Annotated in this window: 15 protein-coding genes and 1 pseudogene; 5 read left to right on the forward strand and 11 right to left on the reverse strand. The window is 40.8% G+C overall.

Going from position 1 to position 11342, the window contains the following annotated elements:
- Positions 1 to 33: 33 nt before the first annotated feature.
- The 9 genes and pseudogenes from KZP23_RS09500 to KZP23_RS09540 form a co-directional block, all read right to left on the reverse strand.
- A complete protein-coding gene (locus KZP23_RS09500) occupies positions 34 to 402 on the reverse strand; it encodes a DUF1896 family protein (RefSeq protein WP_226336006.1) in 369 nt (122 codons plus the stop codon).
- 69 nt (positions 403 to 471) lie between these two features.
- On the reverse strand, positions 472 to 804 hold the full coding sequence (locus KZP23_RS09505) for a DUF4134 domain-containing protein (RefSeq protein ID WP_226336504.1): 333 nt from the start codon (positions 802 to 804) through the stop codon (positions 472 to 474).
- Between the two features lie 148 nt (positions 805 to 952).
- Positions 953 to 1432, reverse strand: coding sequence for a hypothetical protein (locus KZP23_RS09510; RefSeq protein ID WP_226336007.1), 480 nt, complete (start codon positions 1430 to 1432; stop codon positions 953 to 955).
- A 223-nt stretch (positions 1433 to 1655) separates the two neighbouring features.
- Positions 1656 to 2189 carry a hypothetical protein gene (locus tag KZP23_RS09515; RefSeq protein ID WP_226336008.1) on the reverse strand — a complete coding sequence of 178 codons (534 nt, stop codon included), beginning with the start codon at positions 2187 to 2189 and terminating at the stop codon, positions 1656 to 1658.
- Between the two features lie 15 nt (positions 2190 to 2204).
- Positions 2205 to 3422 carry a hypothetical protein gene (locus KZP23_RS09520; protein WP_226336009.1) on the reverse strand — a complete coding sequence of 406 codons (1218 nt, stop codon included), beginning with the start codon at positions 3420 to 3422 and terminating at the stop codon, positions 2205 to 2207.
- Between the two features lie 43 nt (positions 3423 to 3465).
- A complete protein-coding gene (nhaA, locus tag KZP23_RS09525; protein WP_226336010.1) occupies positions 3466 to 4794 on the reverse strand; it encodes a Na+/H+ antiporter NhaA in 1329 nt (442 codons plus the stop codon).
- Complete coding sequence (locus KZP23_RS09530; RefSeq protein ID WP_226336011.1) at positions 4779 to 5135, reverse strand: SpoIIAA family protein; 357 nt, start codon at positions 5133 to 5135, stop codon at positions 4779 to 4781. Before KZP23_RS09530 ends, nhaA begins: the two co-directional genes overlap by 16 nt.
- 55 nt (positions 5136 to 5190) lie before the next feature.
- A complete protein-coding gene (locus KZP23_RS09535; RefSeq protein WP_226336012.1) occupies positions 5191 to 6216 on the reverse strand; it encodes a transporter in 1026 nt (341 codons plus the stop codon).
- 189 nt (positions 6217 to 6405) lie between these two features.
- Positions 6406 to 6627 (reverse strand): annotated as a pseudogene (locus tag KZP23_RS09540) (efflux RND transporter permease subunit); the annotation flags it as partial.
- 22 nt (positions 6628 to 6649) lie between these two features.
- On the opposite strand from KZP23_RS09540, the gene KZP23_RS09545 reads away from it, so the two are divergent.
- Entirely contained in the window at positions 6650 to 6856 is a 207-nt protein-coding gene (locus tag KZP23_RS09545; protein ID WP_226336014.1) for a hypothetical protein, read from the forward strand.
- A 95-nt stretch (positions 6857 to 6951) separates the two neighbouring features.
- Here the strand turns inward: KZP23_RS09545 and KZP23_RS23090 are convergent, their stop codons facing one another.
- Positions 6952 to 7272 (reverse strand): DUF6660 family protein, encoded by a 321-nt coding sequence (locus KZP23_RS23090; protein WP_317198058.1) that lies wholly within the window; start codon positions 7270 to 7272, stop codon positions 6952 to 6954.
- A 559-nt stretch (positions 7273 to 7831) separates the two neighbouring features.
- Here KZP23_RS23090 and KZP23_RS09550 point away from each other — a divergent pair.
- Entirely contained in the window at positions 7832 to 8041 is a 210-nt protein-coding gene (locus KZP23_RS09550; protein ID WP_226336015.1) for a hypothetical protein, read from the forward strand.
- A 13-nt stretch (positions 8042 to 8054) separates the two neighbouring features.
- Here KZP23_RS09550 and KZP23_RS09555 read toward each other — a convergent pair whose 3' ends face one another.
- On the reverse strand, positions 8055 to 8345 hold the full coding sequence (locus tag KZP23_RS09555; RefSeq protein WP_226336016.1) for a hypothetical protein: 291 nt from the start codon (positions 8343 to 8345) through the stop codon (positions 8055 to 8057).
- A gap of 158 nt (positions 8346 to 8503) precedes the next feature.
- Here KZP23_RS09555 and KZP23_RS09560 point away from each other — a divergent pair, with 158 nt between their 5' ends.
- The 3 genes from KZP23_RS09560 to KZP23_RS09570 all read left to right on the forward strand — a co-directional run bounded on the left by KZP23_RS09560 (position 8504) and on the right by KZP23_RS09570 (position 11334).
- The gene (locus KZP23_RS09560; protein WP_226336017.1) at positions 8504 to 9403 is read left to right on the forward strand and encodes a toprim domain-containing protein; all 900 of its coding nucleotides are present in this window, start codon (positions 8504 to 8506) and stop codon (positions 9401 to 9403) included.
- A gap of 231 nt (positions 9404 to 9634) precedes the next feature.
- Positions 9635 to 10042, forward strand: coding sequence for a plasmid mobilization protein (locus KZP23_RS09565; RefSeq protein ID WP_226336018.1), 408 nt, complete (start codon positions 9635 to 9637; stop codon positions 10040 to 10042).
- Positions 10030 to 11334: a relaxase/mobilization nuclease domain-containing protein gene (locus tag KZP23_RS09570; RefSeq protein ID WP_226336019.1), complete on the forward strand. Its 1305-nt coding sequence runs from the start codon at positions 10030 to 10032 to the stop codon at positions 11332 to 11334. The genes KZP23_RS09565 and KZP23_RS09570 overlap by 13 nt, the downstream gene beginning before the upstream one ends.
- The last annotated feature ends 8 nt before the right edge of the window (positions 11335 to 11342 follow it).

The raw sequence follows: 11342 nt of genomic DNA on the forward strand, positions 1-11342 counted from the left end.
AATATGATGACCGGCTTATCTTCTTATCGGCAGTTAACTGAGATACTCTTGTACCTGTCCGATCACAGCGTATCGCAGATGCCTGTCCTCTTCATTTTCTTCGCTAAATCCGTATCCGTCAAAAATTTTCTCGCAGAATTCAATAAGGTTGACTGTCTCAAAGGTGAGTGCCCCGCTTTCTCTTAATTGCTCATAATCGGCACTGAATTCTTCTTCGAGTACTGAAAGGAGGTAGTGGTACCGGGACGGCCTGAGTTCTTCGGTCATCCGATCCAGGCACAGTTCTTCAATAGCGTACCCCGGTTGGTTATCGGAAAGTAATTGTTCCGCCAAAGGCATAATGTCCTGTACCTTCCTTTCAAGATATGTAGTGACTGAGTAATCTTCCTGTAGATTCAACATCAATTCCGGGTTGTTGTGGACGATGTACGCCCACAACTTTTCTTTCAATACTGTCTGCATAACCGGAATTTAAATACCAAAGAAAGACTGGATCACGGTGGCTACCACAACCAGGAAAATACAACTGCCAAACCATGCGGCTGCCACCTTGCCGGTGTCCTGGTCGCCATTGTTCCATTTCTGATAGACCTTGACGGCTCCAATCAATCCCAGAATGGCACCTACGGCATACATCAGGTTCGTACCTGCGGCAAAGTAGCTGCGTACCTTAGTGTTCGCTTCGTTGATGCCCTGAATGCCATCCTGTGCGTAAGCACCATAGTAGATGGCCAGTAGTGCCAGAACGGTACAAACCGTAATGGCCCTCTTGCGGTTAAACTTTGTCGTTTTCTTGCTGCACATTCTCATAACTCATCATATTAAAGTTTAAAATCAAAAGCTTTTTGCAATAAAAAGCGGAACGGTTTCGCTGCCTCACACCCATCCATTCCTGTCACACTTTTGCCCTCACGCTCGGGGTCGGGCGGGGAAACACGTTCCGCCGGGACTGTTACCGTTCCTCACTCCACAATTCATCCACTTCCTCTTCATTGAAGGCAACAATCCCTTGTTTTTCACACTCAGATACGATCAGTTCATTGACCGAAGATCGGAGCATGGATGTTTTTACCGAGGGAAATTCTTGTAATAGAAGTCGCAGGTATTGTTTGAATTCCTGTTTAACGAGTTGTTTGCCGAGCGCATCGTTAATTGCAACCTTCACTTTTTCAATGAGGTGTTCCACTTCTGCAAACTCAGCATCCTGTTCTTCGTCAGTGGTTACAGTAAGGTCTTCTGAAATTTCATTTTGAAGGAGTTGCTCCTGGGGGAAACTGCCGGATGGGGATGACCTTATACTGAATTTACGGTTCCCTGCAAACAGGTCTTTGAGGTCACCGGAAAAATACCGTACCCCCACAAATAAGTAATAAACTACTAAGAGTATGGAGACTGCCAACAGGTAGTCTGTCCATGAAATTTGGGTAAACATACGCCTCTCATTTTATCGTTCCACAAATCCAACTCGGCATCTCAATGTCGGGTCGTCTACTTCAATCTCGATAGTAAAGGAACGAATGCAGGGAGGGCGCTACAAGTCCAACTTTTTGTTGGAACCTTTCTGTAACCCTTGGAACCCTGGTAAAATAGGGTTATTCATAAAAAAAGAGAGCCCGGAAGGAAGCTCTCTTTCAATATTGTACAGCTAATTTCCGTTAAGGCTTTGTCAATCTCCATTTCCCGTTTATAAAAACCAGGGTAGCCGAATGGCTTTTCGGTTTTGAAAAATCACGTTTCATCAAAACAGAAAAAGGGGTAATGTTGGTACAGGTTACTGTATAGGTTATAGGAATGGAGGTTTTACCATCAGTTTCATTGATGCTACCCAAGTCGATATGGCTTATGGTTTCTTCAGCAATCTTTACTTTTTGTATATCCAGTTCCTTTTCACGATCACCCGTCTCTATCAGGTACGGGCGGGCTGTTTCCGTGAAAGATATCAGTGGAGAACCTATGTCTTTTAATTTTTGTGTTTTCTGAATGGTTACCATATCGGCCTTATCAAGCTCCAAGTCCAGTAACTTTTTTGCATACGCAGGGTCACTGCAAAAGATTTCATAATCAATAATGCGTGGATAATGAAGTTCTTCATTGATGATTTTCAATACGGTGTCCTTTTCCGGTGTGGTTGTAGTATTGCATCCGGTTATAAGACCAATGGTGATGAATAAGAAAGACAGCTTTTTCATGATACTTTATTTTTTTTAATAATCCCTGATTCTTTTGATGATCCGCTCCAGTGTTTCAATAGCTATTTGTTTGTCCCGCTCTTCTGCCACGTAGGATTTACTGCGCATCCCATCGTATGACAGATCTTCTCGGTAAGGGGTAGATAAATGAGGAACTATGGTCTTAAATACCTGGTTCATGGATTTAGCCACCAGTATCCGCAGCTCATCAGCAGCACGGAGTATAAGTCCCATCTGGTCGGTTGAAAGCATACAAAGCACTTTCTGTTTTTCCTTTGGTGGGGATTGCTTGTTTTTGGGGGTTTCTGTTTTGCCTTGCAAGGGGACTACTGATAAGTGTAGTTTCTTTTCCAGGTAGAAGATTTCCTGTACAAACCAGTTGCCCAAAATGGTATCCAGGTCGTGGTATTTAGGATTGAGTATGATCCCTGGCTTTCGGTGCAGTTGATTGAAGGCTTTATAATAATAAAGCAGTCTGTCCATTTTTTCTATTGTATTGTCAAAACGGTTTATCTGTCCGGCTAGGTTGTCTGTTAGTAAGTTGATATAGGCTTTACTATTGAAGTTCAGGTAAATTAGTAACTCATCAAGGGCAGAGTACCCATCCGTCTGCTCTTTGCTCCAGTCGATTTCCTCCAGTCCACGGACAAGCTCTTTTTTGTAAAGGATATCTCTGAATGTTACCTCATACCGAATACAAGTGGTGTCTGTAAAGTAATATAGGCGCTTCAACATGATCTCAATGGCCGGGTTCTGCTCCATCTCCGCTTTGATGTTTGACTTCAGATTGTCTAACTTTTTCCTTAGTTCCTTCCGGGTTACTGAAAGATAGGTTTTTGGAACCCGCTCTTCCAGACTGAGGTTAGTAGAAAACCGGGACTCAATAAAAGAGAGAAGCTCATCAATATTTGTTACCAAAACTTTATATACCTTTTTTAAAGAAGCCTTTTTGGTAGCAGCCTTGTTTTGATTTGCCAGAGTTTGATCAAGTAATGCAATAAGCGAAGAATGGTATTGTTTGATCAGCAATGCTATTTCACTTTCTTTATTGATGGAGAAAATCTGACTTTTTATGAGCGACTGTAGACGCAGTGTTTCTTCAGGGAGACGTTTAGTGATATTGTTTAACTGTTCGTTAGTTATTGCACTTACATTTGTTTTTGCAGGGTTGAGCGTAACTGTAATTAATAAGTCCAGCCATTCCAAAGGATATGATTTATATTCATTTTTCAAATTGATTTATTTAGTTGATTAACACTATTTCGTTGATCTTTATTCAGTACTTAGGCCTAGTGAAGAATAATGTAACGGCACCTCCTAGCGCAGCGATGAGTGAAGCTAAAAGAATACTGATCTTTGCTACCTGGATCAATTGTTCGTTGTCATATGCCAGATTGGTAATGAATAGAGACATTGTAAAGCCTACACCTGCCACCATTCCCATTCCGATAATATGCGGCCAACGCAAAGATGTATGTCGCTCTGAAATGCCTAGCATTTCTCCTAAGTAGGAAAACAGAGTGATCCCTAATACTTTGCCAAGGGCAAGTCCCAGTAGTATTCCAAGCCCGAGGGAGCTTGAGAGAACCTGTAAAATGCCAATGTTGAGCTTGACACCTGCATTGGCAATGGCAAAAACAGGTATGATAAAAAAAGCATTGAAATCAACTAAAGCGTTTTCAAGTTTTAGGAGCGGAGGTCTCGAGTTTTCTGTATCCCTTTTGATCGCTTTTAATATTCTCCTTTGTTGGATGTCTTGTAAAGGGTCTTTGGTTTCTATTTCGGTTTGTTCGAGAGCTGCTACATGGTGAGCTGTTCTGTCTTTTAATATCTTGCTATCCAATTTTGGCTTGACTGGAATTGTAATAGCAAAAAGGACTCCTGCAATGGTTGGGTGTATGCCTGAATTCAAAAAGCAAAACCATAGCACAATACCTCCAATGATGAACCAAAGTAGATTCTTGACACCTAGATAATTGATTAGCATGAGTACCAAGAATATGCTCAATCCTGTGGCTAAGAACTGCCCATTTATTTGTTCAGTATAGAACAGGGCAATTACCAAAATAGCCCCCAGATCATCTGCAATAGCTAAAGCAATAAGAAACAATTTTAACTGTGATGGCACACGAGACCCAAGCAGGCCAATAATACCTAGAGAATAGGCTATATCGGTTGCCATGGGAATTCCCCACCCGTTGATACTTTCTTGCTGCAGATTTAAAGCAGTGAAAATCAATGCTGGAAAGAGCATTCCTCCGAATGCAGCAAATAGTGGCATTGAAGCTTTCTTGAAGGAAGACAGCTCTCCAACCAGTATTTCTCTTTTCAATTCCATGCCAGCTACAAGAAAGAAGATGGCCATTAATCCATCATTGATCCATTCCTCAATGGTGAGTCCAAAGCTAAAATGTTCTGAAAACTCAAATATAAATTCATCTGATAGGTAATGATGGTATGCCTCAGCCCATTGGGAGTTGCCTAGCAAAAGTGCTATGATTGTAGCTACAATTAGGCATAGCCCGCCTGTGGTTTCCCTGTCGAGAAATCTCTTTGCGGTTTGTTTAATATAGCCGTTATTGTTTTCAGCTACTGATGAATCCATTCTTTGGCTAAGGTTTGATTGTCATAGTCATAGTATCTGATTTCGGCATTGCAAAATGGTTTCAAAAAGGGGACAATCCATTCTTGCCATTTTCGGTTTACCACGATGGATATTTTCTCATAGTCCGCAGCATGCTGTATATCTATGTTTGAATTCAGCCACAGTCCCTGTGAGGCCCATCCGTCAGAATCTTCTATTTCAAAATACCATCTTACTCTTTGATTGTTATTCAGGATGTTGTGAGCGATTGGGTGAATCTTTTCCATATCCTGTTGTGAAAGCTGGCTATCAGCTTTTGTAGCGATGATGTTACCATTTGTTAGTGAGAGAATTTGGAGCATAGCTAGGTGATTTGTTCTTATTTGAAAAATCTTCATTATTCAATTAAAGATGGGGCTAATGTACACTGCCACCAAAATTGTATTGGATCCCAGAAACCAAGGATAAAGTTTGCTTCATCTGGATTCCTGAGACATTTTGATAAGCGGGTAGTCCCACTTCTATCGCCAGACGACAGTTTTTTAATTTACCAGAGGGGATATAAAAGTTTCCCCCTCCCCAGAAGGTGATATTTTCTCCACCAGTATTATTACTATTAGCAGCAGGTGACATCATAGGGTTTAGCTCACTATCAGAACCTGTAAAAGCTGAAGTCTTGGTGTAGGTGCTACGAAAAGAAAAACTAAGCCAACTATTAGTTTTTATGCTGCTCCATGCATTGATTGATATACTATTACCCAAACCATAGCCTTCTGAGTTTTCTCCATTTCTAAAAATAATTAATGGCTGAGCTCCCCATGAAAAATTTGTGGATTGTCCCTGGTATGTAATGCCGATCCGGGGTTCCCATGTGCCACTTCCCAGTTGCATAGAATAGGGTAACTTCGTGTTTTCGGAGTAAGGAGTACTTCCTCGTTGTGAAATACTACCTGTAGGAATACTTATACCTGCATTAAGGTGAAGTGACTGACGTTTTGCATTTAAAAGTTTGATAAGTGTGAAGATGGAAATATCACTGAAACCAGAGGAAGAAGTATTGAATGCTTGTCCCATTCGGTTAACCAAGCTCATTTCCTGGTTTGTGTAGTTCAACATGGTCACTAGGGTAATTCTATCATGTACAGCGTACATAGCTCCGACCATATGCATGTTCATTGACATTTTTTGAGGAGCTACCATATAATCTTTGAGGATGACGTCATCAGAAATAGTCTTATTCCCGGAGATATTTCCATTCATATTCATAGACATGAATCTGTATGAAAACATCCATTCTCCTTTAGAATGATAATGATCTCCCATGATTCCGATTGGAGCATGTCCGTCAGGTCTTTTGGATGACCAAAGCCCATTTTGTGCTAAGCCCTTATGTGTCCACATTATCGATGAACCTATTATTAAAATGATTACTAGTTTATTCATTGCTTTATTTTAATCGTTTCATGGTTATACTATTTGTTCTCTGGGTTAGCCTTATCCTTAAAGGCAAGCAGTCTGAGGGCATTAAACACTACCAGTAGGGTTGATCCTTCATGTACCATTACCGCAGGGCCTATGGTGGCAATTCCTGAAATGGTCAGTGGAATGAGCAAAGCGACAATGCCAAGGCTTACCCATGGCCAGCTCTACCGGATAGGTTACAAATTGCTCTATATCTTCGGTAGCCAGATTTTGGGACACGGTCATCACTTGCACCTGATTATTTGTAATGTCCGGAACGGATCCCAGGTTGACCGTGGACATGGAGTAGATACCTATCCCAATGAGGGCCAGCGTCAGCAAGCCCACTATGAATTTATTCTTTATTGAAAAAGAAATGATTTTATTGATCATACCATTTATTAAATTATTTCACATGGACAGAGAAGAAGTGATGAACACGAGCCACCATCGCTACGAGCAGAATGAGGCAGAACAGCACAATGAAAAACCACTTGATTGCCCATTTGACGGTGATCTTTCTTTTTCTTCTCTTCCTTTTTTTCTTTTCGTTTTTATTGGATTTTTTCAAAATTTTCAATGTTTCACTGAAACCAATGAAAAGGTGACCTTAAGGGATTAAGGCAAAAGAGAAGGGGGTTATAGGTTGAAAAATACCTTTTAGGCCAATGCATACAACATTGTCAAATAGGCATACTGAACCCTACAACCTTTAAATTATGTCCTTGGGGGTTTGAGAAAATCAAAGATTTCTATACTGTTGAAATCCTGGTGAAAAAATTGGTGAAGTACAGGTAGCTTTTTAAAATCTGTGAAGGCTATACCTGCAGTTGAAATAAAATGCATATGGCAACAATGACATACACAAAGAGGAGAACAGCCGTCGTTAGTATCAGAGTGATTTTGACTATGGCCATTTTGATTTGAATCTACAACTATCACGGTCTGTCCCTCGCTATTTATAGGGACAGTATCAGCGCATGCTATCCCGGTTAAGGCTATAAAATAAAAACTTAATATGTAGCATGCGATTTTCATTGTATGCAAATATACGAAATTGACAAGTGCAATGGCATTGCAAAGTTACACTACTTAGTTTTTCATTCTGCTGGGGGCTACATTCACAACGACAAATCACAAATTAATAATCGTACTTAGTGCTTTACCTTAGACAATTGGATTTTATAACGATAATAATGAAGGTTGATGAATACCAAGAAGCATGTAGTGTGGTTCTATTATATCATGAGCGCCATAGATTGATTTGGTGGCTAATAGATTTTTATATAACTAAAAATATACATGGCATATTATTATTGTTATTGACGAATATATATTCATCAATAACAAGATCATAATGGTTTCTGCTTCCGGGAAGAAAAATCTATCTTTGCACAAAGATATTCTTGAAGCGTTTTTGCTTTGAGTCCGGCACTGAAACTTAGGAACTTTCATTAACAGCAGGACAACAAGTGAAGAACGCTCATGCTACGGCGTGGGCGCACTTATTGTTGTTGGGTTTCCTAAGACCTCAGTGCTGTAAGTTGCTGCCTGCGCTTTTTTTTCAGGCGGTATATAAAACTAAAACAGCATTGGTATGAAAAAGACCGCCAGTTATTTTCCGGGATTTCAGTATTCTGCTTCTGAACTGCTCAAATATATTACCGCAACAAAGGATTATACCTTGATGCTAAAATCTGGAGAGTTCGTTAAATTCACTCCCGTTGATGACTTCTTGTTTGAACAGTGGCTACTTGCAAACAATATCCAAAATATCAGAAAAGAAGAAGGCTGGATAAGTGAATAACCAGCCTTAACAATTACTTCCCTTTCCCCAGCCCATTCAGTTTTTCACTTAACTCAATAAGCCCGGATTTTTCAAGATATTGGTCCGCAATAGTCTTCAATTCTTCCAGACTTTCTTCAGGCACACTGGATAAAAGTCCTTCACTTTTCTCGTCATCCTTCAAAGCCAATCCACGTTCTATCACATGGGTCAGTAAAAGGACATTTTTACGTGAGATCCTTAAATCAATCTTCACTGTGTCATTCATGCCAGGGATACTGAGAATCGTATCATAAACCTTGGCCACATCATTTGTCGTCAACATAATCACACGTTTTAAATTCGAACATATTCTTTAGTACAAAAGTAATCAGTACACTCCTGATCATCCACATCATAATATGGTGGGGATAGACAAATGCCCTACCACTTGTTTAACTTTACTTCCAGTGAACTGAATAGTGAAGTTGAAAATGTGTAGTTATGGATTTCAGGAAACAAAGGCTTTCCATTGCGGAAGCCAAAGAAATGGACATGGTTCATTACCTGTCCTCATTAGGCCATGAAGCCTCAAAGATCAGGAACAATGACTATTGGTATGTTTCTCCCTTACGGCAGGAACATACACCTTCTTTTAAAGTCAACCGAAGACTGAACCGGTGGTACGATCATGGGATTGGGAAAGGCGGTAATATAGTGGATTTTGGTATCGAATATTTCCGTTGCTCAGTCGGGGAATTTCTTAACAAATTGAATGGCGATTTATCCCTTCATAAGCCATTTGAAAACCTTTCCAAAACCGAAAATGAATCGGAACATAAAATTAAAATTTTGAATAACTTTGAACTCAGTTCGTATGCCCTGATCCGTTACTTGGAACAACGGAAAATCCCAATTGAAATAGCAGCTAAATATTGCCGTGAAGTTCGGTACGAATTAAATGCAAAAACCTATTACGGGATTGGGTTTAAAAATGATTCCAGCGGATTTGAAATACGCAATCCTTACTTCAAGGCAAGCAGTTCGCCAAAGGACATCACTACTATCAAAAATGGTTCTGATGAGGTGGCTGTGTTCGAAGGGTTTATGGATTTTCTTTCGTTCAAAAGTATTGAGAAAAATGAGGTGCATAGCGCTTCCGATTTTACGATTTTAAATTCCCTTTCCCTGTTCGAAAAAGCCCGTCCTTTTTTGGAATCACATCAGACCACACGCCTCTATCTGGACAATGATGCCACTGGACAAAAAGTTACCCAACAGGCATTGTCGCTAAGTGATAAGTATGTGGATGAAAGCAGGCTTTATCAAAATCATAAAGACCTTAATGATTGGGCTGTGCATTCCGCAAAGCAGCAAAGCAAACGTTTAGGCAACAGACTGTAAAAGTACTGCTCTTGGCAAGGTAAGGATTGACCTCACTCCCCTCTGTTTACCGATTTGCTAAAAACGCTTAAAAGTGAATGATAAACCACTGGGAGATATTGATAAAAACTGTGAGTTTGCCACGTTCCTGCAAACGGCAAGATGAACGGTTGTTAAACAACCGACATCTTGCTGCCTATCACTCGGAACTCGTGGGCAGGGCGTATTGAATGAATTTTTGAGTTTGATAACGTGATAAAGGATAATGAGATGGAAGGAAAAAGATCAAACAGGACACGCATCATCGGGCTACGGTTAACGCCCGGAGAGTACGCAAAGATCGAAAAGAAATGGCAGGCCAGCACCTGCCGAAAGCTAAGCGAATATGTTCGCCATAGCCTCTTTGAAAAGCCAATTGTAACCACTTATCGCAACCAATCTGCCGATGACTTTATGGCAGAGATGGCCAGGTTACGACAGGAACTCAACCATGTAGGCAACAACTTTAATCAAGCCGTAAAAAAGCTGCATACACTTGATGGGATTGCGGAATTTAAACGCTGGTTGATCGCCTACGAAGTTGAAAAAAAGACCCTGTTCAATAAGGTGGATGAGATCAAAAAACACATTCAAAAAATGGCTGAAAAATGGTTGCAGTAATCAAAACGGGGCACTCCATTCACCGCATTTTGAACTATAATGAGAACAAAGTGAAGCAGGGAGTCGCCAAGTGTATCGGGGCAGGAAATTACCCGGTTGATCCGGACAAAATGAGCTTTACCATGAAGCTGAACCGCTTCCTGAAACAGATGGAATTAAACGAAAAAACAAAGCGGAACAGCGTACATATTTCGCTCAATTTTGATGTTTCCGAAAACCATTTATCAAAAGAAAAACTGCTTGAAATTGCGGACAGTTACCTAGATAAAATTGGCTTTGGCCGACAACCCTATTTGGTTTATCAACACCATGATGCGGGACACCCCCACATTCATCTGGTGACCACCAATATCGAAGCCGATGGCAAACGGATTGACCTGCATCATTTGGGTATCCGCAAGTCGGAACCAGCCCGCAAAACACTGGAAAAAGAGTTTGGTTTGGTAGAAGCCGAAGCCCAGAAGAAAGATGAAAATTATAAGCTAAAACCCATAGCTGTTAGCAAAGCCATGTATGGTAAATCACAGACCAAAATGGCTATTCAAAATATTTTGGAAAATGTATTGACTCCTTATAAATATACCAGCCTTCCGGAACTGAATGCCATACTTAACCAGTACAATGTAAAGGCGGAAAGAGGAACAGAAAATTCCAAAGTTTACCAGACCGGAGGACTTATTTATCGGGTGCTGGATGCCGATGGAAACCCTGTAGGCGTGCCCATCAAAGCTAGCCTCTTTTACAACAAGCCAACACTGAAATTCCTGGAGCAGAAATTCAAAGAAAATGCCGCTAAACGAATGCCTTTCAGAAGCCGGGTTAAAAATGCCGTGGACAAGGAATTGTTGTCAAAAAAGATATCGTTGCAGGAACTAATAAATGCATTGGAAAAGCAAGGCATTCATGTGGTGTTGAGACAAAATGCAAACGGAATCCTGTATGGGATCACCTATGTTGACCACCAAACCAAATGCGTCTTTAATGGAAGTGCTTTGGGCAAAGCATACAGTGCCAAGGCTATTCAGGAAAGATGCCTGCCGGAAGGTGTTCCAGGACAGGATTTGCTGGCGCATCCCGACCTGAAACAAAAGATTGGGTTACAGCCACAGGCTACTGCTGCGGCAGAAACCAAAGGAACTGATAAAGACTTTCAGCCCGCTACGAGGTCAACAGGAAAAGAAAACCTGCTGGAGGTTTTGACACAGGCTGAAAGTACACTGGACTACTTGCCTCACCAGCTTAAAAAGAAACGGAAAAAGAAAAAAAGAAAGAACCTGAATAATAACCAGTAACATTTAAA

The organism is Echinicola marina (assembly GCF_020463795.1).
GTDB classification, from domain to species: domain Bacteria; phylum Bacteroidota; class Bacteroidia; order Cytophagales; family Cyclobacteriaceae; genus Echinicola; species Echinicola marina.

What these genes read in the sequence shown, in the direction of transcription:
- KZP23_RS09515 (WP_226336008.1), bottom strand. Translation starts at nt 2,189, where the DNA reads ATGAAAAAGCTGTCTTTCTTATTCATCACCATTGGTCTTATAACCGGA.
- KZP23_RS09510 (WP_226336007.1), bottom strand. Translation starts at nt 1,432, where the DNA reads ATGTTTACCCAAATTTCATGGACAGACTACCTGTTGGCAGTCTCCATA.
- KZP23_RS09550 (WP_226336015.1), top strand. Translation starts at nt 7,832, where the DNA reads ATGAAAAAGACCGCCAGTTATTTTCCGGGATTTCAGTATTCTGCTTCT.
- KZP23_RS09560 (WP_226336017.1), top strand. Translation starts at nt 8,504, where the DNA reads ATGGATTTCAGGAAACAAAGGCTTTCCATTGCGGAAGCCAAAGAAATG.
- KZP23_RS09500 (WP_226336006.1), bottom strand. Translation starts at nt 402, where the DNA reads ATGTTGAATCTACAGGAAGATTACTCAGTCACTACATATCTTGAAAGG.
- KZP23_RS09535 (WP_226336012.1), bottom strand. Translation starts at nt 6,216, where the DNA reads ATGAATAAACTAGTAATCATTTTAATAATAGGTTCATCGATAATGTGG.
- KZP23_RS09505 (WP_226336504.1), bottom strand. Translation starts at nt 804, where the DNA reads ATGTGCAGCAAGAAAACGACAAAGTTTAACCGCAAGAGGGCCATTACG.
- KZP23_RS23090 (WP_317198058.1), bottom strand. Translation starts at nt 7,272, where the DNA reads ATGAAAATCGCATGCTACATATTAAGTTTTTATTTTATAGCCTTAACC.
- KZP23_RS09570 (WP_226336019.1), top strand. Translation starts at nt 10,030, where the DNA reads ATGGTTGCAGTAATCAAAACGGGGCACTCCATTCACCGCATTTTGAAC.
- KZP23_RS09530 (WP_226336011.1), bottom strand. Translation starts at nt 5,135, where the DNA reads ATGCTCCAAATTCTCTCACTAACAAATGGTAACATCATCGCTACAAAA.
- KZP23_RS09555 (WP_226336016.1), bottom strand. Translation starts at nt 8,345, where the DNA reads ATGTTGACGACAAATGATGTGGCCAAGGTTTATGATACGATTCTCAGT.
- nhaA (WP_226336010.1), bottom strand. Translation starts at nt 4,794, where the DNA reads ATGGATTCATCAGTAGCTGAAAACAATAACGGCTATATTAAACAAACC.
- KZP23_RS09545 (WP_226336014.1), top strand. Translation starts at nt 6,650, where the DNA reads ATGGACAGAGAAGAAGTGATGAACACGAGCCACCATCGCTACGAGCAG.